27 protein-coding genes and 3 tRNA genes are annotated in these 24,583 nt (G+C 64.1%); 16 read left to right on the forward strand and 14 right to left on the reverse strand.

Translation table 11 applies throughout. The features are described 5' to 3' along the window. Positions 1 to 24: 24 nt before the first annotated feature. Together RF641_RS10235 and RF641_RS10240 are read right to left on the reverse strand one after the other, a co-directional pair. Positions 25 to 690, reverse strand: coding sequence for a LuxR C-terminal-related transcriptional regulator (locus tag RF641_RS10235; protein WP_113607441.1), 666 nt, complete (start codon positions 688 to 690; stop codon positions 25 to 27). Next, positions 687 to 1,958, reverse strand: coding sequence for a PspC domain-containing protein (locus RF641_RS10240; RefSeq protein ID WP_424573109.1), 1,272 nt, complete (start codon positions 1,956 to 1,958; stop codon positions 687 to 689). Before RF641_RS10240 ends, RF641_RS10235 begins: the two co-directional genes overlap by 4 nt. A 126-nt stretch (positions 1,959 to 2,084) precedes the next feature. On the opposite strand from RF641_RS10240, the gene RF641_RS10245 reads away from it, so the two are divergent. The 4 genes from RF641_RS10245 to RF641_RS10260 all read left to right on the forward strand — a co-directional run bounded on the left by RF641_RS10245 (position 2,085) and on the right by RF641_RS10260 (position 5,308). Beyond that, the gene (locus RF641_RS10245; RefSeq protein WP_053798536.1) at positions 2,085 to 3,506 is read left to right on the forward strand and encodes a PspC domain-containing protein; all 1,422 of its coding nucleotides are present in this window, start codon (positions 2,085 to 2,087) and stop codon (positions 3,504 to 3,506) included. Between the two features lie 11 nt (positions 3,507 to 3,517). Next, positions 3,518 to 3,766, forward strand: a complete 249-nt coding sequence (locus RF641_RS10250; protein ID WP_047119698.1) for a hypothetical protein — start codon at positions 3,518 to 3,520, stop codon at positions 3,764 to 3,766. 30 nt (positions 3,767 to 3,796) lie between these two features. Then, the gene (locus tag RF641_RS10255; RefSeq protein ID WP_047119699.1) at positions 3,797 to 4,039 is read left to right on the forward strand and encodes a PspC domain-containing protein; all 243 of its coding nucleotides are present in this window, start codon (positions 3,797 to 3,799) and stop codon (positions 4,037 to 4,039) included. A 240-nt stretch (positions 4,040 to 4,279) separates the two neighbouring features. Continuing rightward, on the forward strand, positions 4,280 to 5,308 hold the full coding sequence (locus tag RF641_RS10260; protein ID WP_053798537.1) for a 6-phosphofructokinase: 1,029 nt from the start codon (positions 4,280 to 4,282) through the stop codon (positions 5,306 to 5,308). An 84-nt stretch (positions 5,309 to 5,392) separates the two neighbouring features. On the opposite strand, the gene ygfZ is transcribed toward RF641_RS10260, so the two are convergent. The 3 genes from ygfZ to RF641_RS10275 all read right to left on the reverse strand — a co-directional run bounded on the left by ygfZ (position 5,393) and on the right by RF641_RS10275 (position 8,102). Next, on the reverse strand, positions 5,393 to 6,475 hold the full coding sequence (gene ygfZ, locus RF641_RS10265) for a CAF17-like 4Fe-4S cluster assembly/insertion protein YgfZ (protein ID WP_183043079.1): 1,083 nt from the start codon (positions 6,473 to 6,475) through the stop codon (positions 5,393 to 5,395). Positions 6,476 to 6,477: 2 nt separating this feature from the next. Next, entirely contained in the window at positions 6,478 to 7,092 is a 615-nt protein-coding gene (locus tag RF641_RS10270) for an FABP family protein (protein ID WP_047119701.1), read from the reverse strand. 269 nt (positions 7,093 to 7,361) lie between these two features. After that, the gene (locus RF641_RS10275) at positions 7,362 to 8,102 is read right to left on the reverse strand and encodes a hypothetical protein (RefSeq protein ID WP_147407166.1); all 741 of its coding nucleotides are present in this window, start codon (positions 8,100 to 8,102) and stop codon (positions 7,362 to 7,364) included. A 127-nt stretch (positions 8,103 to 8,229) separates the two neighbouring features. Here RF641_RS10275 and RF641_RS10280 point away from each other — a divergent pair, with 127 nt between their 5' ends. From RF641_RS10280 to asd, 9 genes are all read left to right on the forward strand, one after another. After that, positions 8,230 to 8,898, forward strand: coding sequence for a response regulator transcription factor (locus tag RF641_RS10280; RefSeq protein ID WP_053798539.1), 669 nt, complete (start codon positions 8,230 to 8,232; stop codon positions 8,896 to 8,898). A gap of 50 nt (positions 8,899 to 8,948) precedes the next feature. Beyond that, positions 8,949 to 9,905 carry a mycothiol synthase gene (mshD, locus tag RF641_RS10285; RefSeq protein WP_424573110.1) on the forward strand — a complete coding sequence of 319 codons (957 nt, stop codon included), beginning with the start codon at positions 8,949 to 8,951 and terminating at the stop codon, positions 9,903 to 9,905. An 85-nt stretch (positions 9,906 to 9,990) separates the two neighbouring features. Continuing rightward, positions 9,991 to 12,207, forward strand: coding sequence for an RNA degradosome polyphosphate kinase (locus tag RF641_RS10290; RefSeq protein WP_047119705.1), 2,217 nt, complete (start codon positions 9,991 to 9,993; stop codon positions 12,205 to 12,207). Then, complete coding sequence (locus RF641_RS10295; RefSeq protein WP_286163405.1) at positions 12,207 to 13,214, forward strand: NUDIX hydrolase; 1,008 nt, start codon at positions 12,207 to 12,209, stop codon at positions 13,212 to 13,214. The genes RF641_RS10290 and RF641_RS10295 overlap by 1 nt, the downstream gene beginning before the upstream one ends. A gap of 156 nt (positions 13,215 to 13,370) precedes the next feature. Beyond that, complete coding sequence (locus RF641_RS10300) at positions 13,371 to 13,700, forward strand: GNAT family N-acetyltransferase (protein ID WP_047119706.1); 330 nt, start codon at positions 13,371 to 13,373, stop codon at positions 13,698 to 13,700. Between the two features lie 76 nt (positions 13,701 to 13,776). After that, positions 13,777 to 14,580 carry a thymidylate synthase gene (locus RF641_RS10305; RefSeq protein ID WP_424573111.1) on the forward strand — a complete coding sequence of 268 codons (804 nt, stop codon included), beginning with the start codon at positions 13,777 to 13,779 and terminating at the stop codon, positions 14,578 to 14,580. Then, entirely contained in the window at positions 14,577 to 15,152 is a 576-nt protein-coding gene (locus RF641_RS10310; protein ID WP_424573112.1) for a dihydrofolate reductase, read from the forward strand. The genes RF641_RS10305 and RF641_RS10310 overlap by 4 nt, the downstream gene beginning before the upstream one ends. A 10-nt stretch (positions 15,153 to 15,162) precedes the next feature. After that, positions 15,163 to 15,390, forward strand: a complete 228-nt coding sequence (locus RF641_RS10315; protein ID WP_047119709.1) for an NF038396 family protein — start codon at positions 15,163 to 15,165, stop codon at positions 15,388 to 15,390. Between the two features lie 112 nt (positions 15,391 to 15,502). After that, a complete protein-coding gene (gene asd / locus RF641_RS10320; protein ID WP_161449304.1) occupies positions 15,503 to 16,621 on the forward strand; it encodes an aspartate-semialdehyde dehydrogenase in 1,119 nt (372 codons plus the stop codon). 85 nt (positions 16,622 to 16,706) lie between these two features. Here asd and RF641_RS10325 read toward each other — a convergent pair whose 3' ends face one another. The 6 genes from RF641_RS10325 to RF641_RS10350 form a co-directional block, all read right to left on the reverse strand. Further along, positions 16,707 to 17,801 carry a UDP-N-acetylmuramate dehydrogenase gene (locus RF641_RS10325; RefSeq protein WP_424573141.1) on the reverse strand — a complete coding sequence of 365 codons (1,095 nt, stop codon included), beginning with the start codon at positions 17,799 to 17,801 and terminating at the stop codon, positions 16,707 to 16,709. Positions 17,802 to 17,819: 18 nt separating this feature from the next. Next, positions 17,820 to 19,052 carry an MFS transporter gene (locus RF641_RS10330; protein WP_424573113.1) on the reverse strand — a complete coding sequence of 411 codons (1,233 nt, stop codon included), beginning with the start codon at positions 19,050 to 19,052 and terminating at the stop codon, positions 17,820 to 17,822. Then, the gene (locus tag RF641_RS10335; RefSeq protein WP_047119712.1) at positions 19,028 to 19,468 is read right to left on the reverse strand and encodes a MaoC family dehydratase; all 441 of its coding nucleotides are present in this window, start codon (positions 19,466 to 19,468) and stop codon (positions 19,028 to 19,030) included. The genes RF641_RS10330 and RF641_RS10335 overlap by 25 nt, the downstream gene beginning before the upstream one ends. Positions 19,469 to 19,470: 2 nt before the next feature. Further along, positions 19,471 to 19,917, reverse strand: coding sequence for an FAS1-like dehydratase domain-containing protein (locus tag RF641_RS10340; protein ID WP_047119713.1), 447 nt, complete (start codon positions 19,915 to 19,917; stop codon positions 19,471 to 19,473). A gap of 102 nt (positions 19,918 to 20,019) precedes the next feature. Then, positions 20,020 to 20,295 (reverse strand): hypothetical protein, encoded by a 276-nt coding sequence (locus RF641_RS10345; protein WP_053798548.1) that lies wholly within the window; start codon positions 20,293 to 20,295, stop codon positions 20,020 to 20,022. A gap of 144 nt (positions 20,296 to 20,439) precedes the next feature. Continuing rightward, positions 20,440 to 20,724 carry a DUF4190 domain-containing protein gene (locus RF641_RS10350; RefSeq protein WP_424573114.1) on the reverse strand — a complete coding sequence of 95 codons (285 nt, stop codon included), beginning with the start codon at positions 20,722 to 20,724 and terminating at the stop codon, positions 20,440 to 20,442. Positions 20,725 to 20,969: 245 nt separating this feature from the next. On the opposite strand from RF641_RS10350, the gene RF641_RS10355 reads away from it, so the two are divergent. Continuing rightward, a complete protein-coding gene (locus RF641_RS10355) occupies positions 20,970 to 21,500 on the forward strand; it encodes a hypothetical protein (RefSeq protein ID WP_424573115.1) in 531 nt (176 codons plus the stop codon). A 10-nt stretch (positions 21,501 to 21,510) separates the two neighbouring features. On the opposite strand, the gene RF641_RS10360 is transcribed toward RF641_RS10355, so the two are convergent. Then, positions 21,511 to 22,317: a DUF2797 domain-containing protein gene (locus RF641_RS10360; protein ID WP_424573116.1), complete on the reverse strand. Its 807-nt coding sequence runs from the start codon at positions 22,315 to 22,317 to the stop codon at positions 21,511 to 21,513. Positions 22,318 to 22,786: 469 nt separating this feature from the next. On the opposite strand from RF641_RS10360, the gene RF641_RS10365 reads away from it, so the two are divergent. Then, entirely contained in the window at positions 22,787 to 23,545 is a 759-nt protein-coding gene (locus RF641_RS10365) for a GTP pyrophosphokinase (RefSeq protein ID WP_047119717.1), read from the forward strand. 196 nt (positions 23,546 to 23,741) lie between these two features. Here the strand turns inward: RF641_RS10365 and RF641_RS10370 are convergent. Then, positions 23,742 to 23,815: transfer RNA gene (locus RF641_RS10370), tRNA-Met, on the reverse strand. A 47-nt stretch (positions 23,816 to 23,862) separates the two neighbouring features. Then, positions 23,863 to 23,934: transfer RNA gene (locus RF641_RS10375), tRNA-Thr, on the reverse strand. Positions 23,935 to 24,452: 518 nt separating this feature from the next. On the opposite strand from RF641_RS10375, the gene RF641_RS10380 reads away from it, so the two are divergent. Further along, positions 24,453 to 24,524 (forward strand) — tRNA-Thr (locus RF641_RS10380). Positions 24,525 to 24,583: the final 59 nt, after the last annotated feature.

Consider the following 24,583-nt stretch of genomic DNA (forward strand, 5'->3'; position numbering starts at 1 on the left):
CTCGGCTTGTCTGGTTTCCGGCATCTAGAGGATCTTGCGCTCCACGGCCCAGCGGGTCAGCTCGTGGCGGTTGGACAGCTGCAGCTTGCGCAGCACGTTGGAGACGTGCGATTCGACGGTCTTGATCGAAATGAACAGCTCCTTGGCCACTTCCTTATAGCTGTAGCCCCGGGCGATCAGCCGCATGACCTGCAGCTCGCGGTCCGTGAGCAGGTCCAGCTGCTCGTCGATCTGCCCCGACGCCACCGAGGAGCCGAAGGCGTCGAGCACGAAGCCTGCAAGGCGCGGGGAGAACACCGCGTCTCCCCCGGCCACCCGGCGTACCGCATCCGAGATCTCCTGGCCCGAAACGCTTTTGGTGACGTACCCGCGCGCACCGGAGCGGATTACCAGCACCACGTCCTGCGCCGAGTCCGAAACGCTCAGCGCCAGGAACTTGGTCTGGGAGAAAAGGTGCGCGCAGGAGGCAAGCACCTCCGCGCCCCCGCCGCCCCGGCCGCCAGGCAGGTGGACATCCAGCAGCACCACGTCCGGGCGCTCGCGCTCGATCACCTCGATGGCCTGCTCCACGCTGCCGGCTTCGCCCACGATCTGCAGGTCCGCGGCAAGATCCGCGCGCAGCCCGGAACGGAAGATGGCGTGGTCGTCAACCAGCACCACCCGGTAGGTCTGTTCGGTGGTTTCACTCATGATGCCCTCTGTTCTTCCTGCTCAGTGCCACGCGGCATGCTCAACTGTACTTCGGTGCCGTCCTGGCCGCTGCGGATGCGCGCGGCCCCGCCGGCGCGTTCCATGCGCCCGAGGATGGATTCGCGCACCCCGTGCCGGTCCTCGGGGATCGAGCCGAGGTCGAACCCGGCGCCGCGGTCGCGGATGAACACCTCGACCTGCGCCGGCGAGCATTCGACATATACCGAGATCTTGCCCTCGGCGTGCTTCGCGGCGTTCATCATGGCTTCCCGGCTGGCGGCCACCAGCGCCTGCTGCCCGGCGAACCCCTGCCCGTTGCCCACGGCCACCACGTCGATGTCGCGCAGCATCAGCTGCTCGATGCTCTCCGCCTCGTTCTGGATCTCGACCACCACGTCTTCGGCGTCCAGGTGCTGTTCGCCGTAGAGCCACTGGCGCAGCTCGCGCTCCTGCACCCTGGCCAGGGTCCGCACCGCGGCCGGCTCCTCGCTGCGCTTCTGGATCACCGCGAGGGTCTGCAGCACCGAGTCGTGCAGGTGCGCGGCGAATTCCGCGCGCTGCGCGGTGGCCTGCCGGTTGCTGCGCTCGGCCAGGTAGTCGCGCCAAAGCTTCGCGCCCCAGGGCAGCAGCACCACCACGGCGCCGGCGATGATCGCCAGGGCCGCCCAGAACCCGCCCAGCAGGTCAGCCACCGCCACGGTGCCGCTGAGGATGGCCAGCAGCCCGCCGACCACCAGCACCAGGCCCAGGGCCAGCCGGATGACCAGGGTGGCGTTGATCTTGCGGTCCGGCTGCACCGCGCTGCGGTCGATCTGCATCCAGGCCAGCAGGATGCCGCCGAGGATGCCGATCACCGGCCAGATCAGGTCCCAGCGGAAGTCCCAGCCTGCCCATTGGCCCAGGGCGAGGACCGCCAGCGCGAGCAGGCCCGCACCGATCAGCGCGTCCCGCCAACGGCTCAGCGACACCGCGTTCTCCCGGCCGTTGAACAGGCCCTGTTGCACGCGGGCCATCTCCTCGGCCAGGGTGCGGTTCTTGGCGCCCCAGGAACGCAGCTCGTCGGCCTGGGTTTCGTCCGCGCTGGGGGTGAAGACCCAGAGCCACCCGTACAGCAGCAAGCCCACGCCGCCCAGGGCGCTGAGCGCCAGGAATGCCAGGCGCACATAGCTGACCGGTATGTTCAGATGCTCGGCCAGTCCCCCGCAGACGCCGGCAATGAACCGGTTCTCGCTGCGCACGATGAATTTTCGCTGTTCAGGGGTTGCCATGCTTCTAAGTCAAGCATGGAATCGCCGGGTTCAGCCGCGTTCTGAGCACAACCGGGGGCACCCCTAGGGACAAATCAGGGTAGCCCCTCATAGCGGGTACGGCTCCCTCTGCACCAGAATTGAAGCATGAGGAACCAGAGCCCGGGCCATGAAGACAAATTCTTCGCCCAGATGCGCAAGCTGAAGATCGTCCGCCAGGAATCCAAATGGATCGGTGGCGTCGCCGCGGGCATCGCCGAGCGCTTCGGCATCGACGTGGTGCTGGTGCGCGGCGTGCTGGTGGCCCTGAGCATCCTCGGCGGCCTGGGACTGGTGCTCTACGGCATCGCTTGGGCGCTGTTGCCGGACACCGAGGACCGCATCCATCTGGAACGCGCCATCAACAAGGAATGGACCAGCGGCATGACCGGCGCGCTCATCACCGTGGTGCTCGGCATCTTCCCCGCTCCCTGGTTCCTGGACTCGCTGGCCCCGATCCTGTGGCCCATCGCCATCGTCGCGGCCATCGTCTTCCTGATCTTCAAGCGCCGCAACACCAAATACGACGGCTCGCGGCCCGGCGCTACCTACCGGCCGGCCCCGGAGGATTCATCACCTGCCGGGACCACGCAGCACACGGCCCAGGGCTCAGGGGAAACCCTGACCGGCACCGTGGTTGAAAAAACCTGGCGTTCGGAAAACACGTCTTTCAGCGCGCAGGCAAGTGTTCCGGGGCATGAACCTGCCGGCGCCGATCAATTCGACTTCACGCAGACATCCACTTCGGCTTCTGAGGAGCACACCATGGAATCTGAGAAACCGGGTCCCTCCGGACCGCAGGAGGGCTCGGCCTCCACCTCGCGGCCGGACGCGGACTACACCACCCCGTTCGAGCACCAGGCCTACCCGCCGCGGCCCAACCCGTCGAAGCAGGCCAAGGAAGCCCGCCGGGCGCGGCTGGCCCCTCCGGTACCGGGTTGGATCGCCACCACCATCGTGGGCCTGACTGTCCTGGTGATCGCCGCGGTGCTCAGCATCGACTACCTGAACGTCGTGGAGCTGCCCGGCAACGGCTGGTCCGTCGCCCTGGCCTGCGGGCTGCTTCTGGTGGGTCTGAGCCTGATCCTCATCTCCGCCACCAAGCGCACCAGCGGGGGCCTGCTGGGGCTGGCCATTCCGCTGCTGGTGCTGACCGTCATCTTCGGCGGAAGCAACCTCGCGTCGGGCCACCAGTCGATGGTGCACACCGATGGTTCGGACCATTCGTACAGCGCCGTCTTCAGCAACTCAACCCTGGACCTGACCGACAAGCAGGACATCACCTCGGATACCACCGTTGACGTCTCCTCGGTCTTCTCCAAGCTGGAACTGAAACTCCCTGACAATGTTCCGGTCAAGATCAAGAGCGACGGGGTCTTCATCTCGGACCTCGAGGGCCAGCTGCCCCAGGACTTGCGCCAGCTGCCGGCCGACGCACCGACCCTCACCGTGGACATCGACGGAGTGTTCTCCAGCTTCGAGTCAACGGTATCCACCGGCCCCGGCAACGCCACCAATCCGCAGTTCTAAGGAATGGACACATGAATTCCAAACCAACCCGGGAGACCAAGTTCCCCACCGGAACCCTGGTCTTCGGACTCATTCTCGTTGTGGTCGCCGTGGTCTCGCTGAGCAACACGATCTTCGACTGGACGCTGGACACCCCGCTGTTCTTCATCTCGCTGATCGCCCTGGCAGGTATCGTGATGATCGTTTCCGGCATCGCTTCAGCCATGAAGCGCGGCAACCGCGATGACGAGCTTCCACCCCCTGCCAACCCCAACTACTAGTCTTCCAACCCGAAAACCAGGAGCCCGAACATGGACAAGTTCTTCAACTCGATCCGATCAATCCCGCTGCGCCGCGGCCCGGCCCGCATGGCCGGCGGCGTAGCCGGCGGACTGGCCGACAAGTTCGGCTGGGATGTCACCATCGTGCGCATCATCATGCTGGTCTCGTTCCTGCTGCCGGTGCTCGGCATCGGCGCCTACATCGTGGCCTGGCTGCTCATCCCGGCCCAGGACGACAGCATCATCCTGCAGAAATGGCTCAGGAAGTTCTAGCCGGCACCGCCTGAGGCGGCGCAGCAACCCGGGGCGGGTTTGCGGATCTCCCATGGTCCGCAAACTCGCCCTTGTGGGCTTAAGCACGTAGACTATTTTTCAAACTCGATGCTCAATGGCGCGCGGATATCGAATGACATCCAGATGGATTGCCTGCAGCGCTGCCCCACGGGGCAAGCGATTTTCCCGTCCCCCACGCACCGCCGCAGGTTCGGTCCCATCATGACCAAGTGAGGGTAAATGCGCATTGGAATCATGACCTCGGGCGGCGACTGCCCGGGCCTGAACGCAGTGATCCGCGGTGCTGTGCTCAACGGCATCAAGAGCTACGACCATGAATTCGTCGGCTTCCGCGACGGCTGGCGCGGAGTGAAGGAAGGCGACTTCTTCGAGCTGCCGCGCACCGCGGTGCGCGGCATCTCCAAGCAGGGCGGCACCATCCTGGGCACTTCCCGCACCAACGCCTTCGAAGGCGAAAACGGCGGACCGCAGAACATCGCCGCGGTGCTCAAGGACAACGGCGTGGACGCGCTGATCGCCATCGGCGGCGAGGGCACCCTCGCCGGCGCGCAGCGATTGTGCGAGGCCGGGCTGCCGATCGTGGGCGTGCCCAAGACCATCGACAATGACTTGGACGCCACCGACTACACCTTCGGCTTCGACACCGCGAACCAGATCGCCGTGGAGGCCATCGACCGGCTGCGCACCACCGGCGACTCGCATCACCGCTGCATGGTCGCCGAGGTGATGGGCCGGCACGTGGGCTGGATCGCGCTGCATGCGGGCATGGCCTCCGGCGCCCACGCCATCCTGATCCCCGAGGTCTCCACCACCATGGAGCAGATCTGCCAGTGGGTCAACGAGGCCCACGACCGCGGCCGCGCGCCGCTGATCGTCGTCGCCGAGGGCTTCGTGCCCGAAGGCATGGAAGAGGCCTTCTCCGTGCGCGGCCTTGATACCTTCGGCCGCGCCAGGCTGGGCGGCATCGGCGAGATGCTCGCCCCGCTGATCGAGGAGCGCACCGGCATCGAGACCCGCGCCACCGTGCTGGGCCACATCCAGCGCGGCGGGGTGCCCACCGCCTTCGACCGGGTGCTGGCCACCCGGCTGGGCATGGCCTCGGTGGATTCGGTCGTCGACGGGGCGTGGGGCACCATGGTGGCGCTGCACGGAACCAAGATCAACCGCGTGCCGATGCGCGCGGCCCTGAACAACCTCAAGCGGGTGCCGATGGAGCGCTACAACGAGGCGAAGATCCTCTTCGGCTGACCCGTCGCGCCTGCAACGTCTTAAACGACGCACGAGCCGTGGAGTCCCTGAAGACTTCACGGCTCGTGCTGTTTCGCCGGCCTCCTATTTGGCGGGCGGCGTGCGCAGGAATCCGGTGAACCGCCCGGCCACCTGTCCGGCGTCCGGGGTCACGATGACTTCTTGGCTGGCGGGGTAGACGCTGTCTCCATCCACCACGCTGAGCACTTCGCCGGGGTCCACGTTGCGCTTGATGACGCCCAGCGCAATCGGCCCTGCTTCGTAGTGCAGCGCCGCGGAGGTCACCTTGCCGACAACCCGGTCGCCGAGCTTGATCTCGGCCCCCGAAGCCGGCAGCGTGTGCATGGAGCCGTCCAGATCCAGGAACACGATGCGGCGCGGCGGGTGCCCGATGTTGTGCACGCGGGCTACTGTTTCCTGGCCCTTGTAGCAGCCCTTGTTCAGGTGCACCGAGGTGCGCAGCCAGTCCAGCTCATGCGGGATCGTCTTGTCGTCGATCTCCGCCCCGAAGCGCGGCTCCCAGGCGGCGATGCGCAGGGCCTCCACCGACATCATGCCGGCCAGCTGCTCCTCGCCCACCGCCTCGCCGAGCTTCTCCAGCTCGATGACGTGCAGCAGCCACGGGCGCTCGGCGCCCGGGTGCTCGTCCCGCGAGTAGGCCCAGCCGCCCTCGGCGACTCCAGGCCACGGATCGGTCCAGACCAGCTCGCCTGCGGTGGGAATGCGGCGGGTGGCCGCAAGCACCCCGTGGGTGGCGGACAGGTCGTTGACCTCGACGCGGAGCATGAAGCGCATGGAGTTCAAGAACTCCGCCAGCGCCGGTCCACTGCCGGGCTCGACGATCAGCAGCAGGCGCTCCTGGTCGACCAGCACCTTCATCTCATGCTCGATGCGTCCCTGGATGGAGAGCAGCAGCGCCTGGCTGCTGTCTCCCGGCTTGAGCGCGGTGGTCTGCTGGGTGCTCAGGGTGTTCAGCCAGCTCTGACGATCGACTCCGGTGATTTCCAAGACGTCGAAATGCGACAGGTCGGCGATGGCTTCGCCCTCGAACAATCGTCGGGCTTCGCGGGTCGGCGCGCCGTAGTGCGCGGCAACCCCTGCGTCCACTCCCCCGGCTTCCACGGCGCCATCGCGCTGTAGCAGCTGGGAACGATAAGTTTCAGTCATGGCTACTTCGTTGATTCGTCCGCGGCAACACGCTTCAGCGCGGCTGACGCATGGGCTTTGAGTTCCAGATTCCCCATGGACACGTCCCAGCGCCAGAACAGTTCGCCGTTGACCAGCCCGTAGATGCGGGTTGAAGAGGCGTACTGCTTGGCGTTCTTGCTGCGCAACAGCCCTTCGGTGGCCAGCTGGACGCGCGGACCGTCGATCAGGCCGTAGTACAGTTCCGAGATGCCGCCGGGCTGCACGATATGCGCCTGGATCTTGAATCCGTCCTTGGTGTGCAGTTGCTGCACGTCATCCGCCGAACGCAGCACCGGGAACACGTCGCCTGGAATCATGCCGGGACCGGCATCGGCTTCGAGCTGCTCACGATCCAGGGACCAGAAACCGGTCTCCACGGTAAGCAGACGCAATTTGTTGCCCTCGGCGTCGGTGAGCCAGGATTCGCTGCGGTATTCGAGGTAGGGGCCGCCGACGTCGCTGAAGGTGGCCTGCTGCCAGAAATATTCGTCCTCGGCTTCGCCTTCTCCAAGGCGCCCCATGCCTTCCCAGGTTCCAATGAGCCAGGCGAAAGGCACGAGTTCCGGGGTGAGGTCAGTCGGTAGGGCAAATGCCATGGACCACTCGCTCCTTAGTCGTTGGTGAAACAAAAACAGCGCACACGCTATTGTGTGCGCTGTTTGCTACTTCTGGCCCTGGAAAAGACGCTTGACGACCAGTCCGGCGAAGCCCGCCATTCCCAGTCCGGCGATGACCACGAGAGCCTGGAAGAAAATTTCGAGTGCAAGGAAGTTATCATTCATGGCTTCATCTTAGCGCGAGCTTTGCATGAACCGCGACCTGCGTGACGCAGCCCGGGCTTCGGTGCTGCAAGCGGTGCGATCCGCTAGCTGAAAACCATCAAATCCAGGGCGTACCAGCTGGCGGCACCGCTGAGCAGGACGATCCCGCTGGACAGGCCCAGCACGCCGGTCAGGTTCCGCACGCTGCGCGTGGACAGCGCCAGGGCGCGCAGGGCGCTGACCAGGATTCCCACCAGCAGGCCCAGCACCACGCCTTCAACAATGTGCATCCCCAGCGGCAGCGCGGTGGCGATGGCGCCGAGCACCAGCGATACCAGCGGCGCCAGGAACATGGTGATGCGGTTGGGCAACCGCGTCATCGCTACGAGGCCGGCCCCGGCCAGCCCGATGACGGTGACCAGGGTCAGCGCGAACCCGAAGTTCACGGTTCCGGCGGCGGCCCAGGCCGAACCGAGAACCGCCATGACCACGCCGGTGATGCCGCTGACCGTGCCGGCCATGCGGCCCTCGGCTTCGGCCCCGCGCAGCACCTGGCTGATGAACACCAGCAGCACGCCCACCGCAATGACTTCGACGCCATGGGACATCGGCGACACGCCCGGCATGAACAGCACCGCCGCGGTCGAGGCGAGCGAGCACACGGCCAGGATGACCGTCAGCGGCCATGGCGCTTCAGCGCGGATTAGCCGGGGCCAGGTGTAGGCGAACGCGAGCTGCAATATGACCGCGACAGCGCCCATCGCCCATTCGACGGAGTGAAGGCTGGCCGCTCCCAGGAGCAGGGCCGAAGCCAGCAGACCGCTTATTAATACCTTGATCCTCAAACCAGAATTCCTGACGGTAATTTATGCGCACTTGTGACTTCACATGCGAGCTTAGACTCTTCCATTCTCTATACTTTGACACGTAAAAACGATTTTCTCGCATCTATCTGGCAGGAGGAAGACCGCTGTGGCGAACCTGCTGCTCCTGACGAACAACGGACAGTCCGAAGCTGAAGTGCTTCCGGCGCTCGAACTACTACTGCATCAGATCCAGTGCCTCCCGGCGCAAACGCAGTCCCTGAGCCAGGTTTCCGAATGCGACGCGGTCATCCTCGATGCCCGCACCGAACTGGTGGCGGCCCGCTCGCTGGCGCAGGTCATCCATGCAACGCTGAAGCTTCCGCTGCTGCTGGTGGCCAGCGAGGGCGCGCTGAGCATCCTGAACTCCGAATGGCATGCCGCGGACTTCATCCTGCCCACGGCGGTCCCCGCCGAGCTGGAGGCCCGCATCCGGTTGCTCCTCTCCGCCGTGCCGGAGCCCGCCGCCCCGGCGGAAGCGCCGCAGAACCGCTCCGGGCTGCGCATCGACGAGCTGAGCTACACCGCGAAGATCGACCAGCGGATCTTGGACCTCACCTATAAGGAATTCGAGCTGCTCAAGTACCTCTCGCAGTTCCCGGGCCGGGTATTCACCCGCGAGCAGCTGCTGCACGAGGTATGGGGATACGACTACTACGGGGGCACCCGCACCGTGGACGTGCACGTGCGGCGGCTGCGCGCGAAACTGGGCACCGACCACGAACAATTGATCGGCACCGTGCGAAATGTCGGCTACCGGTTCCACAACGAGGCCTAACATGACAGGGCCTCTGGCGGGTCAGGTCATCCAGCGGATAACCTGAGAGCATGAACGAGCTGCCCCAGAAAACTGTGTCCATTCAGAAGGTCCTCGGCGAGCTGGAACAGAGTTCGCTGGCCGAGGTCCGAGACCTGGCCGCCGCCGCGCTGCAGGAGGACGGCAATCCGCCCTTGAGCGACCAGACGCTGGTCGCACTGGGCTCGGAAACCTCCGGCAAGAACGTCATCACGCTGCTGGCCTCGTCGGGCGAGGGAACCGAAGCCCAGCTCAGCGGCGTCATCGTCGCGATCGACGACCCGATATCCCGGCGCTGGATCGTCGAACTGGTGGTCCACCCCCAGTTCCGCAACCACGGCATCGGCCGCCAGCTGCTGCAGAGGCTGGGCGAACAACTGGATCTGAGCCAGATCCTGACCTGGGCGCACGGCGACCACGCAGCGGCCCGCAAGCTGGCCGATTCGATCGGCCTGTCGCGCAACCGCGAGCTGTACCGGATGCGCCGCGAAGGCACCGACTCTCTGGAAGAGACGCCGCTGCAGCGCGGGCTGACGCTGCGCAGCTTCCGCGTCGGCGAGGACGAGTCGGCCTGGCTTGAAGCCAATGCCAAGTCCTTCGCGCACCATCCGGAACAGGGTTCGCTGACCCTGTCCGATCTCGATGCGCGCATGAACGAGAGCTGGTTCGACCCGCAGGGCTTCTTCCTGGCCTTCGACCCGGAAGACCAGCTCATCGCCTACCACTGGACCAAGATCCATCCGGCGGGCGCCGACGACATCCGCCCGATGGGCGAGGTCTACGTGGTCGGCGTGGTTCCCGAGGCGCAGGGCCTGGGCTTGGGCCGCGCGCTGACTACTGTGGGCATCAACTACCTTCTGGAGCAGGGGGTCGGGTCGGTGCTGCTGTACGTGGACGCCGAGAACGAGGCGGCAGTCAAGCTCTACCGGTCGCTCGGCTTCACGCTATGGTCCGCAGACATCATGTACGGCCCCGAACAGATAGACTGATAGCGCATGGCAGTCCGGGATTTTCCCGGACTGCCAGCCGACGGTGAAGATGGCCTCCACCTGCAGGAAGAAGTGAGTTCAGCAGATGACAACCACCCCCAAGCAGCCCCCGGCACAACTGAGGGATGTCCCTTCATCCAAGGTCAATGAAGACCGGATCGAACCGGCAGGACTCCTGCCCGACCTCCATCCGGACGGGGGTTTCGAGAACGAGCGGTTCCTCGACCGGGAACTGAGCTGGCTGCATTTCAACGCGCGGGTGCTGGAACTGGCCGAGGACGTCGACCTGCCGCTGCTTGAACGCGTCAATTTCCTCTCGATCTTCGCCTCCAACCTGGACGAGTTCTTCATGGTGCGCGTCGCCGGCCTGAAGCGCCGCATCGTGACCGGCCTGGCCGTCCCGGCGGCCAACGGGATGAACCCGGTGGACCAGCTCGAATTGCTGCTGAACTCGGCGCACGAGCTGCAGACCCGCCATGCAAGGGTCTACTCGGAGTCGGTCTCCCCCGACCTCGCCACGCACGGCATCCGCATCACCGGCTGGGACGAGCTCTCGGCCTCCGAGCAGAGCTTGCTCTCCGAGTGGTTCATGGCCCAGGTCTTCCCGATCCTCACCCCGCTGGCGGTGGATCCGGCCCACCCCTTCCCTTATATCTCCGGCCTGTCGCTGAACCTGGCCGTGGTGGTGCGCAACCCGCTGACCGGCAAGGAGCTGTTCGCCCGCCTGAAGGTGCCTGACACCATCGACCGCCTGGTCAGCATAGACGGCCCGCGCGCCGCCCACTCCTCGCACCGCGCCGCACGCTTCATCGCGCTGGAGGACCTGATCGCCGTGCACCTGGAGCAGCTGTTCCCGGGCATGGAAATCGTGGAGCACCACTTCTTCCGCGTCACCCGCAACGAGGACCTGGAAGTCGAGGAAGACGACGCCGAGAACCTGCTGCAGGCCCTGGAAAAGGAGCTGCTACGCCGCCGCTTCGGCCCTCCGGTGCGCCTGGAGGTGGTTGACGACATCAACCCGCAGATCATGGACCTGCTCTCCCGGGAGCTGGGTATCGACGAGGACGAGGTCTTCAAGCTGCCCGCCCCGCTGGACCTGCGCGGCCTGGGCGTCATCGCCTCGCTGGACCGCACCGAGCTGCACTACCCCAAGCACATGGGGCACACCTCACGGTTCCTGAACGAGTCGGAAACCGCCAAGGCAGCCAACGTGTTCGGCGCCGTACGCCGCCGCGACATCCTGCTGCACCACCCCTACGATTCCTTCTCCACCTCGGTCCAGGCCTTCCTGGAGCAGGCCGCGGCGGATCCGAAGGTTATGGCCATCAAGCAGACCCTGTACCGCACCTCCGGCGACTCGCCGATCGTCGATGCGCTGATCGACGCGGCCGAGGCAGGCAAGCAGGTGCTGGCGCTGGTGGAGATCAAGGCCCGCTTCGACGAGCAGGCGAACATCTCCTGGGCGCGCAAGCTGGAACAGGCGGGCGTGCACGTGGTGTACGGCATCGTGGGCCTGAAGACCCACTCCAAGCTCTCCCTGGTGGTGCGCCGCGAAGGCGACAAGCTGCGCCGCTACTGCCACATCGGTACCGGAAACTACCACCCGCGCACCGCGCGCTACTACGAGGACTTCGGGCTGCTGACCTGCGACGAGGAGGTCGGCGAGGACGTCTCGAAGCTGTTCAACCAGCTCTCGGGCTACGCCCCGCGCTCCACCTACAAGCGTCTGCTGGTCGCCCCGCGTTCGGTGCGCACCGGGCTGCTGGCGCACATCGAGCAGGAAGTGCGCAACGCCCAGGCCGGGGTCGACGCCAAGGTGGTCATCAAGGTCAATTCGATTGTCGACGAGGCGATCATCGACGCGCTGTACCGCGCCAGCCAGGCCGGGGTGAAGGTCGACGTGATCGTGCGCGGCATCTGCGCCCTGCGCCCGGGCGTCCCGGGGCTGAGCGAGAACATCCGGGTCCGCTCGATCCTCGGCCGCTTCCTGGAGCACAGCCGCGTGTTCACCTTCGCCAACGCAGGGAACCCGATCGTGTACATCGGCTCGGCCGACATGATGCACCGCAACCTCGACCGCCGCGTGGAAGCCCTGGTCTCCCTGGGGCAGCCGGAGGACATCGAGGAAATGATCAGCCTGCTGGAACGCTACATGGACGACGGGACCTCCTCCTGGCATCTGCACTCGGACGGCAAGTGGGACCGGCACTACAAGGACGAGGACGGCAACCCGCTCTCCGATGTCCAGTTCTGGCTCATCCAGGACCACGCCCAGCGGCGAAATAGCGGGCGAAACAGCTAGTGGCCGATTCGAATGTCCAACGCGCCCTTGACCGGGTGCTGGAACTGCATCGTTCATCCGATGCCGAGGAAATCCGCCTGGGCCACTTCGACATCATCGCCGCGGGGGCCATCCCGTGGCGGCTGGAGCACGGCAAGCTGCGGGTGCTGGTCATCCACCGCCCCAAGTACGACGATTGGTCCTGGCCCAAGGGCAAGCTGGACGACGGCGAAGCCATCGCCGAATGCGCGGTGCGCGAAGTCCACGAGGAGATCGGGCTGCAGATCACGCTCGGCCTGCCGCTGGCGGCCACCGCGTACTCGGTGAAGCAGCGCGCCAAGGTCGTCTACTACTGGGCGGCCGCCACGCACCACGAAGCCGAGGTCATCCCGGACGGATCCGAATGCGACGAGGTCCGCTGGGTCTCCCCCAAGCAGGCCATCGGCATGCTGACCAACCCCTCGGACGCCGCGCCGCTGCAGGACCTGCTCGCCGCCCACAAGGCCGGCCATCTGGAGGCCAAGCCGTTCATCCTGGTCCGCCACGCAAAGGCCAAGCCGCGCAGCAAGTGGACCCGTGCCGAAGGCGACCGCCCGCTGGCGGCCACCGGGCGCCGCCAGGCCCAGGCGGTCTCGCGACTGCTGGAAGCCTGGGCCCCGGGGCATGTCGCGTCTTCGCCGTGGATGCGCTGCGTGCAGACCGTCGCGCCCTACGTCACGGCGAACCAGCTGAAGCTCAGCTCCGTGCGGGCGGTCACCGAGCATGCGGCCACCCGGCACCCGAAGCGGGCTGCGAAGGCGGTGCAGAAACTCCTGGACAAGAACCGCTCCCAGGTGCTGTGCACGCACCGGCCGGTGCTTCCCACAGTGCTGAAGGTCCTCAAGGGCAGCACCTCGGCGACAATCGCCGAGGTGCTCCCCGCCAAGGATCCTTTCCTCGATCCCGGAGGGGTGATCGTGGCGCACCAGATACCCGGCGCGAATCCGCGGATCATCTCCCTGGAAGTCCATACCCCGTATCACGACTGACACCATCGCCGGCGCCGCTGCACCGCACCCGGCGGACGGGCATCCCCGGCTCCTCACGCCGCGAGGATGCCCGTCGTTGCATCTGCGCACAAATGCGACTATGACTGTTTAATAAGAATCCCGAGTGGCTCTTGTCACCCAGAGAAAGGCCAAGCCATGAGTGCAAATCAGCCCCAGCAACCGGTTGAGAAGATCGTGCACCAGGGTCTGCGCCTGGACCATGACGAAGACCGCGGGCGTTTCTCGCTGTGGCACGGATCCACCTATGTCGGCTTCATCGGCTACCACCGCGAAGACGACGTGGTCACCATCCAGCACACCATCGTCAACGAGGAATTCGGCCGCCGCGGCTACGCCCGGGCGCTGGTGACGCTGGTACTGGACCGGCTGGCCAACGAGGGCGTCAAGATCGTTCCCGAGTGCAGCTACGTGCAGGACTACCTGCGCCGCTACCCGGAGTACCAGGGCATGGTCGTCAAGGGCTGAAGCTTCGTTATCCGGGGCGTCGTGGGATACGCCACGGGACCTCCGGCGCCGTTCGCCGGTGGACTAAACTGGTGGGGTGAGCATTCCTACCCCATACGAAGACCTGCTTCGCGACGTTCTGGAGAACGGCGCCGCCAAGGAAGACCGCACCGGAACCGGCACGCTGTCGGTCTTCGGCCGCCAGATCCGCTTCGACCTGGCCGATTCCTTCCCGCTGATCACCACCAAGCGCGTGCATTTCCGCTCGGTCGCTGCAGAACTGCTGTGGTTCCTGCGCGGGGAGTCCAACGTGAAGTGGCTCCAGGACCAGGGCGTGCGCATCTGGAACGAATGGGCTGATGAGGACGGCGAACTGGGGCCGGTCTACGGCGTCCAGTGGCGCTCATGGCCCACCCCCGGAGGCGGGCAGATCGACCAGATCTCCCAGCTGGTCGACTCGCTGCGCAGCAACCCCGATTCCCGCCGCCACATCGTCTCGGCCTGGAATGTCGCCGAAATCGAGAACATGGCATTGCCGCCCTGCCATGTCTTCTTCCAGTTCTACGTGGCCGACGGCAAGCTGTCCTGCCAGCTGTACCAGCGCAGCGCCGACATGTTCCTCGGCGTGCCGTTCAACATCGCTTCCTACGCGCTGCTGACCCGCATGCTCGCCCATCAGCTGGACCTGGAACCGGGTGAGTTCATCTGGACCGGCGGCGACGTGCACATCTATACCAACCACTTGGAGCAGGTGCGCGAACAGCTCTCCCGCGAGCCGTACCCGTACCCGACGCTCGACTTCGCGTCCAAGCCGGAGTCAGTCTTCGACTACACTCTGGAAGACTTCGTGGTCAACGACTACAAGCACCACCCAACCATCAAGGGGACCGTCGCCGTATGACGCCTGAACCGCGCCACACCGCCAACCTCACGCCGCTGGTTGGCGCCATCTGGGCCCAGGCGGACAACGGAATCATCGGCAACCAGGGAACCATGCCCTGGCATGTCCCGGAAGACCTAGCCCATTTCAAGAGGATCACCGCCGGCCATCCGGTCATCATGGGCCGCGCCACTTGGGAGTCGTTTCCGCCAAAGTTCCGGCCGCTGCCCGGACGCAGCAACATCGTGCTGACCACCCGCGCCGAGTCGCACCAGGCGTTGCGCGATGCCGGTGCGCTGCCGGTCGCGGACCTCGGCGAAGCCCTGGCCCTGGCCAAGACCTGTGAGGGCAGCCGGGAAATCTGGATGATCGGCGGAGGCAAGGTCTACGCCCAATCGCTTCAGCTGCTGGACCTGGCAGTGATCACCAAGCTCGATCTGGAGGTCCAGGGAGATACCAGCGCGCCGCAGCTCCCCGAGGACTTTGCCCTGGGGCTCAGCGACCCGGGACTGGATGGACCGGAGAACCAATGGCACAAGTCCGGTACCGGCACCCGCTACCGTTTTGAAACCTGGATCCGCGAAAAGGACTAGTTAACATCCCATGAAAAAATACCTCGCTGATCTCAAACAGCACTCAGATGCCCTGTTCGTCCTCGGCTACATGCTTTTCCCGCTGCTCGCGCTGGTTGTCGCGGTGCTCGGGTTTTTCATGGTGCTCGGCGGCCACAAGATCTTCGGCGTGATCCTGCTGTTCGTCCCGACCCAGGTGTTCCTCTACGCAGCGTTCTGGGCCATCAAGAACCGCAAGCTGTTGCTTGAGGAAAAGTAGAACTTTTGCTGCTGCAGAATCACACCCGGCCCTTCTGGGGCTTGGGTGTGATTCTGCTTTAAGCGCTGTAACGAACCGGGATAATAACGTAATTCAGCCCTACCATTGAGGTATGACTTCATCTGTTGGTTTTGTAGGTTACCGTGGCATGGTCGGTTCCGTGCTCATGCAGCGCATGCTCGACGAGGGCGACTTTGCGCAGATCGACCCGGTCTTCTTCTCGACGTCGAATGCCGGCGGCCAGGCCCCCGCATTCGCCGAGGGCGCCGGCCCGCTACAGGATGCTTTCGACATCCAGACGCTGGCCAAGCTGCCGATAATCGTGACCGCCCAGGGCGGCGACTACACTACCAAGGTCCACGCCGAGCTGCGCAAGGCCGGCTGGGACGGACTGTGGATCGATGCCGCATCGAGCCTGCGCATGAACGACGACTCGGTGATCGTGCTGGACCCGATCAACCGCAACGTCATCGACCAGTCGCTGGTTGCCGGCGTCAAGGACTTCGTGGGCGGCAACTGCACCGTTTCCTGCATGCTCATGGGCCTGGGCGGGCTGTTCAAGAACAACTTGGTCGAGTGGGGCACTTCCATGACCTACCAGGCGGCCTCCGGCGGCGGCGCCCGCCACATGCGCGAGCTGCTGACCCAGTTCGGCGACATCAACGCCTCGGTCGCGGACGAGCTTGCAGACCCGGCCAGCGCCATCCTGGAGATCGACCGCAAGGTGCTTGAAACCCAGCGCGGCGGCCTGGACGCCGCACAGTTCGGCGTGCCGCTGGGCGGTTCGCTGATCCCGTGGATCGATTCGGATCTGGGCAACGGCCAGTCCCGCGAGGAGTGGAAGGCCGGCGCGGAGACCAACAAGATCCTGCAGACCTCCGGTAGCCGCCACATCGCCATGGACGGACTGTGCGTGCGCATCGGCGCCATGCGGTCGCACTCGCAGGCGCTGACCCTGAAGCTGAAGGAAGACCTGCCGGTCTCCGAGATCGAGTCGCTGTTGGCCGAGGACAACGAGTGGGCCAAGGTCGTGCCGAACGAGAAGGAAGCGACCATGGAGCAGCTGACTCCGGTGGCCGCCTCGGGCACCCTGGACATCCCGGTCGGCCGCATCCGCAAGCTGGAGATGGGCCCGGAGTACATCTCCGCCTTCACCGTGGGCGACCAGCTGCTCTGGGGCGCCGCGGAGCCGCTGCGCCGCATGCTGGCCATCGCACAGGGCCGCCTATAGGGACTACTTCCCCGCCGACAAATGCCCGGGGCGCACAGTTCACTGAACGGTGCGCCCCGGGCATTTTCACATATGCGGACGGATACTAGAGCTCCACTCCGATCAGCAGCGGCTCATTGACCAGCGTGATGCCGAAGCGCTCGGCAACCCCGGCGCGCACTGCGCGGGCGATGGCCAGGATGTCAGCCGCGCTGGCGGTGCCCCGGTTCGTAATGGCCAAGGTGTGCTTGGTGGACAGCGAGGCCCGTCCCCCGGCGATCTGGAACCCGTCGGTCCCCTCCAGCCCGTAGCCCTTGCCGAAACCTGCCTGGTCGATCAGCCAGGCGGCCGACAACTTGACCATTCCGGCCTGCTCGACCGGGTAGTTCGGAGCGTTGTGCGGCAGCTGCTCCAGCACCGACGCGTCGACAATCGGGTTGGTGAAGAAGGAGCCGGTTGAATGCGAGTCCGGGTCCTGCGGGTCATAGACCATGCCCTTGGACCGACGCAGTTCCAGAACCGTCTGCCGAACCAGCGCTGCATCCGCGCCCTGGCCGGCGTCGACGCCCAGGCGGCGGGCCAACTCAGCATAGCGGATCGGCGCCGACTCGTTGCCGCGCTTGAGCAGGAACGCGGCTTCCAGTACCACGTACCGGGGCGAACCGTGGGTGCTGGTGCGCTTGATCAGCGAATCACGGTAGGCGAACGCCAGGTCCTCGTTCGACAGCTGCAGGATCTCCTGCGCGGTGCGGTCCCAGACGCGGGCCCAGGCCAAGGTCTGGGAGACGTCCGCTCCGTAGGCGCCGACGTTCTGCACCGGGGTGGCACCGGCACAGCCGGGGATCCCGGAGAGGGCTTCGAGTCCGCTCAGGCCTTCGGCCAAAGAGTACTCGACCGTGGCGTCCCAGTTCTCGCCGGCCGCGGCGCGCAGCAGCGCCAGCCCGCCGTCCTGTTCCTCGACAACCAGGCCGCGCGTGGCGATGCGGATGACGGTGCCCGAGAAGCCCTCGTCCGAGATAACCAGGTTCGAGCCGCCGCCGATGAACAGGATGTCCTCGCCGGCGTTGTCCGCGGCGGTGATCGCCGCAATCAGCTCGGCTTCGGTGGACGCGGTCACGGTGCGCGCAGCGTCGCCGCCAACAGCCGTGGTGGTCATGTTCTTCAGCATTGAACTACTATCTTTCGATTTGTCTCTGGAAATACGTTGATTCGGGCGGATCTAGCTGGCGGACTCGGGCTGGCGCGGATAGCCTGCGGCGTTCTTCGACAGCAGGAACGCCACGACAACCAGGATCGAGATGCAGCCGAGTGCAGGCAGCAGGCCGATAGCCCCGGCCAGCAGGCCCAGCAGCGGCGGACCTCCCAGGAATGCCGCGTAGCCGATGGTAGAAACCACTGCCACGCGGGCTGCCGCGTGTTCCGGGTCATCCGATGCGGCGCTCATGGCCAGCGGGAAGGTCAGGGCAACACCCATGCCCCACACGGCCAGCGCCACGAAAGCCAATGGCAGGTTGTCTCCGAACGCGAAGATCAGCAGGCCCACTAGCGCGGCGATGGCGCTGGCCCGGATCATCCAAACCCGCCCCATACGCAGGATCAGGTCCCCGGCCAGCAATCGGGTCAGCGTCATGGCAGTCACGAAGGCCGCGTAGCCCAGCGCGCCGGTGGCTTCGGTGGTCCCGTAGCCATCGGCCAGGGCCAAGGCCACCCAGTCTCCGGCCGCGCCTTCGGCGAGCGCCATGCCCAGCACCAGCACGCCCAGCAGGACCGTTTGCGGCTCCTTCCAGGTGCTCAGCAGCGAATGCCCCTTGAACTTCGAATCCTTCGAGGCCCGGCTCCGGTCTTCCCCGTAGAAACGGGTCGAATACAGCACCGTGGCGATGATCAAGATGCCCATGACCCCGTAGTGCAGTTGCAGCGGCAGCGCGACCGCTGCGGCGCCGGCGCCGATTCCGGCGCCGAGAACTGTACCCACGGAGAAGAACCCGTGCAGGGCAGGCATGACGCTGCGTCCCAGTGCCCGTTCCATGGCCGCGCCCTGGATGTTCGAGGCGACGTTCCACGAGGCGGCTCCAAGCCCCTGGCAGAAGAGCACCGTCGCGGTCAGCATGCTTGAGTGCAGCAGTCCCGAGGTGGAGCCGACGCCCATGAGCGCGAGACCTGCAATCAGTGCGCCGTAGCGCATGACGTTGGTGGCGCCGAAACGCATCACCAGGTGACCAGCCAGGGATACGGAGAGGAAGGAGCCTGCGCTCATTCCGAGCAGCAGCAGGCCGACCTGCGAGTGGTCCAGCCCCAGCTCGTCGCGCAGTGCCGGAAGCCTGGAGACCAGGGTTGCCAGCAGCAGGCCGCTGGCCGTGTAGGCGGCCATCAACGAGTTGCGCCAGTGCTTTACCGCGACCGGCACGTCGGCTGCGGGTTGCTGGTTCAGAGCTGCACCACGGCCTGGCACTTGAGCAATACCTTGGTTCCGTTGGCGGAGACGGTCAGGTCCACGCGGGCGGTGCGGGCCTGGGAATCCAGGGCACCGATCTTGCCCTCGACCTCGATGGTGGTTCCTTCGAAGTCCGAGGGGTTGGTACCTTCGGGGTCCTCGACGACGACCGGCTTGGTGAAGCGGGTCTGGTAGTCGATGACTGCGCCCGGATTGCCCACCCAGGTGGAGACCAGGTCGATGACCGCGCCCATGGTGAACATGCCGTGGGCGATGACCGAGGGAAGCTCGACTTCCTTGGCGAAGCGCTCGTTCCAGTGGATGGGGTTGAAGTCCCCCGAAGCGCCGGCATAGCGCACCAGGTCGGCGCGGTTGACGTTGACAGTGTGGGTGCCGAGAACCTGTCCCTTTTCAAGGGTGTCGAAAGCGATCATGATTAGTCCTCAGCTCGAACCAGTAGCGATGAAACGGTGGTGGCGATCTTTTCCCCACCGACGGTGGTGATTTCGGCGCGGGTGGTGATCATGGCCCCGGCGCCCATTTCGCGGATCTGGTCCACGTACAGCTCGGCGAGCAGTTCATCGCCGGCCACGATGGGGCGGTGGTGGGTAAAGCGCTGGTCTGCATGCACCACGCGGGAGAAGTCGATGCCCGAGGCAGGGTCAGCGATCAGCTGGGCGTCGGCGCGCTGGGCCACGATGATGGCGAAGGTCGGCGGGGCGACCACGTCGTTGAAGCCGAGCTTGCGCGCGGATTCGACATCGTAGTGGGCCGGAGAGGTGGCCTTGGTGGCTGCTGCGAATTCTCGGATCTTCTCTCGTCCTACCTGGTAGGACTCGCCGGCAGGGTAGATGCGCCCCACCAGATCAGGGTTGATGCCCATTAGTTCTCCTGAACTTTGTGACTGTGTGTTGATTGCTGTCCACGCAGGGCTCAGCCGCTCGGGGCTCCCAGCTCTGCGGAACACGAAACCTTCGGGGTGCGGCTAGTTGCCGCCGTTGCCCTTGTTCTTCTTGGCTTTAGAGGTTGCCAGGCCGTTGGCGATCCGCCAGTTGCGGGCGTCCCGGGCGCGAATGACAAGTCCTGCAACGTGGCAGAGCATGCCGATGACCAGCAGTCCGATGGCTACGTAGAGCACCGGTCGAATGTGGTTGACTGAACCGATGATCGTCAGGATGATCCCTAGCCCGATGGTGCCCATCGCGGTAAAGACGATCTTCTTGTAGTGCTGGGAGGCCGCCTCCCAAGGCGTATTGGTCATACCCACAAGTCTAGTTCAGGGCAGGGAGCGACCGCGGACGTACAAGGGTATTTCTGCTGACATCCCGCAACCGCCAGTTCATGGAAGGACATCTGGCCTGACTCATCGGCAGGACGCATCGGCAAGGCGCGCCCGCCCAGACGACTAGGCGAAGATGTACGGCAGCGCTCGCAGGGTGCTGAAGACCCCGAACAGCGCCACCGCGTAGCCGAGCGCCAAGGCGAGGATGGCGGCTTTCGCGCCTTGCTCATTTCTCGTCTTGATCTGGTTCAGTGCCACGTGGCCTGTACCTACCGCGAAAACCGCCGGGCCAGTGCCGCCCAGGAAGATCAGGGCCGGGATTTCGGCAATGGCCAGGCAGAGGGCGATGATCGACAATCGGTTGACCCGCAAGCTTGCGGAGGCCTGGGTGCCGTTGCGCTTGTCCATGTCTCCTCCATCAATTCTGGAATCTGTGCAGGTGCCAACTGAGGTCTTGACCTCAGCCGGAGTGGGGATGCGCAGCATCTGGGGTCGGCATTCCGCCGACGACGTGGCATTCCCCCGTCACCCATTCACCGAGTCTAGGCGACGTCAGCGCCATGGGCGTCTATGCCATCGTCATCGGATCGCGGCCTCGCCCTGCAGTACTGCGTCCGTTGCCTTGATGTACCGACCCGCGCTAGGCTCCGGGTATGACAGCGCCTATGCAGGGCATGCCCTACTCACCGGCACCGGTAGAAGTGGTCGCATTCATCGGCCGCATCCTCGGCCACGAATGGCCCCGCAGCGAAGGTGAGCGCGTTCGCGTATTCGAAGCGTTGGGCATGCACAGCCCGCAGCGACCCACGGAAGATCCAGAGGAGAACATCGGAGGCATCTGGGTGCTGAAAGTTCCGTTGGGGGCCGAGGTGGATGCTCGTTGGAGTTCGTTCCGGGGTTCTCTCGTGCTGATCACCTTATTCCTGTACCCGCATCCATCGGAACAGCATGCGCAGGTTCTGGGAAAATTCGCCGAGCTCCGGACGGAACTGTCAACGTACTTTTCTCCTCCGACGGAAACCTGGGGAACCGAAGCCATGCCCGCGGCAAGGTGGACGGTCGGGACTTGCGGGGTTGAACTCTATTGCTTCAACAAACGCAACAGCGTGCTCATGCTCTGTATCGAAGATCTGCAGCTGGCACGCCTAGCCGAAGCCGCAGCCGTGGCGGATTCGGCCCCCTAGCCTCGATTACCTAGAACAGCGCAGACTGTTCTTCATGGAAGTCGCCATGTTCATCGGCAACTCCCAATTCGTGGGTTTTGAGTTCCGCCGCGTCGATGAGCCTCAGGGTTGTAGACGGGCCGCTGTCGACCATGATGGTTTGCCCCAGAACTCCGCGCACCCTGATGTTGAACTGGTTGTCTGCGATCTTCTGATCCCACGGATGCAGCGCATGCGCGTCCCAGGCGTCGACCACAAGTTGCGCATACTCCGGGTGCTCCCACAGCTCATCGCGAAGTTCGATGCCATAGGTCTCCAGCCCGCGTTGTGCAGACAGGAAGTCCCGGGCCTTGTCGGCCGCTGCACGGTTGATGTCATCGAGGCTGGCCAAAGTCAGTTCCCAGCTGGTCAGCCCCTTCACCTTGGATTTCTGCCGCACTTGCTGGCCCAGTCCCACGTGTTCGGTGATGAGATCTTCAAGCACGCGGATGGCCGCGCCGTCCCCCGCGCCAGCGATGTAGCGGGCGACGACCGCACCCTGCTGTGCTAGGCGGCTCCATTTGCTCTGGGTTGAGGTCGTGCCGACCTTCGTGGCTCCATGGGCGAAGCTTGCCACGTAGAGGAAATGCGGCTGTTCCAAATATTTTCGCATCCCCGCCGGCGCTTCGCCGGTCGTATGGAAGTGGTGCATGAATTTGGAGTGGTCAAGTCTCCGACACTGGTCGCACTGATTGCCTGTCCGTACAGCTTTGTTTTTCGGGCAGGGGAAATTGTTGCGACCGCCGTCAGGGTTCATGGTGATATAGCCCAGGCAGAACTTCAGGTCGCTGACTTGCAAGCGAAGGGCTCGATTCTTGGACAAGGACTCATGGATCCACTGTGAACCGCGACGGAGGCTCAGGCTTGGCGCCGGCTCGTAGTGGGAAAAGCTGATCCCGTGGCAGAGCTGTCGTGATTCACTGGGGAATTCCATGGAGGCCTTTCAAGAAAAGAGTCGCATTCAAGCCTAAGCCAGTACCACCTGATTCCTGGAACTCCGCTCACCGCTTCGTAGGCGCTCACATTGCAGAGCTCGTTGGGCAGTGTTCCAGTTGTGCCGGAACCGCGTCAACTCTGGTAGGCATCGGATGGTTTTCGGTCGGTATACCCGGGGTTCTGTCCATTTTCTTAGGACTGCGTTCTACTCTGGAGGTACATACAGACGCGTGCCCCGACTTCGCGACATTGAATATTCAGAGGTGATAGAGATTTCAACTCAAAGCTCAGACAGGCCGTCCCCTCCCCCTGTGGCACTGCGTACCGCAGCGATGAACAACCCTGAACTCCAGAACATGGCTCGCACTTTCCATCACCAGTTCCAGCGCTTCATGATGGAACACCAGTTTGCGGTCGATGAAATCCTGACCAAGGTGTCGATTCTGCGCGAGGAATTCTTGTACCTGCACAAGTACAACCCCATCGAGCATGTCACCTCCCGGGTCAAGTCGCCGGAAAGCATCATGCGGAAAGTCGCCCAGCGGCGCATCACTCCAACGTTCGAGGCAATCCGCGAAAATATCAGCGACATCGCCGGCGTTCGCATCACCTGCAGTTTTGTGAAAGACATCTACAAGGTGCTCAATACGCTGACATCGCAAAGCGATCTGGAAGTCATCCAGATCAAGGACTACATCAAGAATCCCAAGCCCAACGGGTACAAAAGCCTGCATGCCATCGTGAAGATCCCGGTTTTCCTGTCCGAGGGGCCGGTTGATATCACCGTGGAAATCCAGATCAGGACCATTGCGCAGGACTTCTGGGCGACGCTCGAACACAAGATCTTCTACAAGTACGAAGGCGCCGTGCCCGAGCATCTTGTCGAAGAGCTGGCCGAGGCGGCACGGGTCGCAGAAAGCCTGGACATGAAAATGCAAAGGCTGCACACGGAAGTCCACGGCCACGATGTCAACAGCACGGAGTCCGAGGACGATCGAGGTTTCGATGATTCCGTTTTGCAGGAATTATTGATGATCGCCCAGCAAGGTATTCCTGAGGAACCAACCGAGTCGCCAAGGAAACAAAACTAGGATGGATAGGCGCGGATCGGCACTGAGCCGATCCGCGTTTTCTCATTCATCGGGTGGCTTCACGGGAACTGCGTTTGGCTCCATTGAACCCACGGATCCCTTTCGGAGGCATTATCTGAGTACCCGGGCTTGTGAACGGGCCGATCGCGAACACAAAAACCCCGGAAACCGTTGGGTTTCCGGGGTTTTACTGCTGTAGCGGCGCCGGGACTCGATCCCGGGACCTCACGATTATGAGTCGTGCGCTCTAACCAGCTGAGCTACGCCGCCACAAGTGAGAAGCTTTCCAGTAGAAGCCAAGATCGCTTCTCACTCAGAGCCCCCTGCCGGAATCGATCCGGCGACCTCGTTCTTACCAAGAACGCGCTCTACCACTGAGCTAAGGGGGCAACGAGTAAATACTCTACACGGGTTTTCGTGGAAACAAAAATCGCCAACCACCCCCGGGATCACCACCCGGAATCATGGATAAACCCAAGTCAGGTAGAGAATACTGATCACCGCAAGGCGGCGCGGGACGAAGAATGGGACAAGAACACCGTAAGTGACGATGCTCACGGCCGTTTCGGGGTCGAAAAATTGGCAAATAATTGCCACCCGATAATAAAATCTCCAGCTCCTGCCCGCGGCGAACGGGCGACCCAATAAAGGTCACGGGCCGCATCCAATCATCGCTGGTCGCGATTCTTTCCAGCACCGCACCCACAGGGACCCACTCCTGGCAATCCGGCTCCACCACCTGAATGCCGGCGGAGCGACGTGGCACATCGCCATAATTTCCGCCACCTCACATCTCTTTGGTGCCAGCGTCGCTAATACCATCCTGAGTAGGAATGATGTGACCTCAACGACATATCCGCTCAGGATTTTGCAATCAACCGAAAGCTGTGTAAAGTTATTACTCGTTGCCCCCTTAGCTCAGTGGTAGAGCGCGTTCTTGGTAAGAACGAGGTCGCCGGATCGATTCCGGCAGGGGGCTCGAAATAAGAGAGACAATCTGAATTCAGATTGTCTCTCTTTTCGTTTCCCTGCGTTTTT

It is taken from the genome of Arthrobacter sp. 'calajunan', from assembly GCF_046940185.1.
Classification (GTDB): Bacteria; Actinomycetota; Actinomycetes; order Actinomycetales; family Micrococcaceae; genus Glutamicibacter; species Glutamicibacter soli.

Bases quoted from the DNA above. Each gene is read 5' to 3' on its own strand.
- RF641_RS10300 (WP_047119706.1), top strand. From the start codon at position 13,371: ATGAGTGCAAATCAGCCCCAGCAACCGGTTGAGAAGATCGTGCACCAG.
- RF641_RS10255 (WP_047119699.1), top strand. From the start codon at position 3,797: ATGGACAAGTTCTTCAACTCGATCCGATCAATCCCGCTGCGCCGCGGC.
- RF641_RS10260 (WP_053798537.1), top strand. From the start codon at position 4,280: ATGCGCATTGGAATCATGACCTCGGGCGGCGACTGCCCGGGCCTGAAC.
- asd (WP_161449304.1), top strand. From the start codon at position 15,503: ATGACTTCATCTGTTGGTTTTGTAGGTTACCGTGGCATGGTCGGTTCC.
- RF641_RS10310 (WP_424573112.1), top strand. From the start codon at position 14,577: ATGACGCCTGAACCGCGCCACACCGCCAACCTCACGCCGCTGGTTGGC.
- RF641_RS10340 (WP_047119713.1), bottom strand. From the start codon at position 19,917: ATGGGCATCAACCCTGATCTGGTGGGGCGCATCTACCCTGCCGGCGAG.
- RF641_RS10250 (WP_047119698.1), top strand. From the start codon at position 3,518: ATGAATTCCAAACCAACCCGGGAGACCAAGTTCCCCACCGGAACCCTG.
- RF641_RS10245 (WP_053798536.1), top strand. From the start codon at position 2,085: ATGAGGAACCAGAGCCCGGGCCATGAAGACAAATTCTTCGCCCAGATG.
- RF641_RS10345 (WP_053798548.1), bottom strand. From the start codon at position 20,295: ATGACCAATACGCCTTGGGAGGCGGCCTCCCAGCACTACAAGAAGATC.
- RF641_RS10350 (WP_424573114.1), bottom strand. From the start codon at position 20,724: ATGGACAAGCGCAACGGCACCCAGGCCTCCGCAAGCTTGCGGGTCAAC.
- RF641_RS10365 (WP_047119717.1), top strand. From the start codon at position 22,787: ATGAACAACCCTGAACTCCAGAACATGGCTCGCACTTTCCATCACCAG.
- RF641_RS10235 (WP_113607441.1), bottom strand. From the start codon at position 690: ATGAGTGAAACCACCGAACAGACCTACCGGGTGGTGCTGGTTGACGAC.
- RF641_RS10290 (WP_047119705.1), top strand. From the start codon at position 9,991: ATGACAACCACCCCCAAGCAGCCCCCGGCACAACTGAGGGATGTCCCT.
- mshD (WP_424573110.1), top strand. From the start codon at position 8,949: ATGAACGAGCTGCCCCAGAAAACTGTGTCCATTCAGAAGGTCCTCGGC.
- RF641_RS10355 (WP_424573115.1), top strand. From the start codon at position 20,970: ATGACAGCGCCTATGCAGGGCATGCCCTACTCACCGGCACCGGTAGAA.
- RF641_RS10240 (WP_424573109.1), bottom strand. From the start codon at position 1,958: ATGGCAACCCCTGAACAGCGAAAATTCATCGTGCGCAGCGAGAACCGG.
- RF641_RS10270 (WP_047119701.1), bottom strand. From the start codon at position 7,092: ATGGCATTTGCCCTACCGACTGACCTCACCCCGGAACTCGTGCCTTTC.
- RF641_RS10335 (WP_047119712.1), bottom strand. From the start codon at position 19,468: ATGATCGCTTTCGACACCCTTGAAAAGGGACAGGTTCTCGGCACCCAC.
- RF641_RS10315 (WP_047119709.1), top strand. From the start codon at position 15,163: ATGAAAAAATACCTCGCTGATCTCAAACAGCACTCAGATGCCCTGTTC.
- ygfZ (WP_183043079.1), bottom strand. From the start codon at position 6,475: ATGACTGAAACTTATCGTTCCCAGCTGCTACAGCGCGATGGCGCCGTG.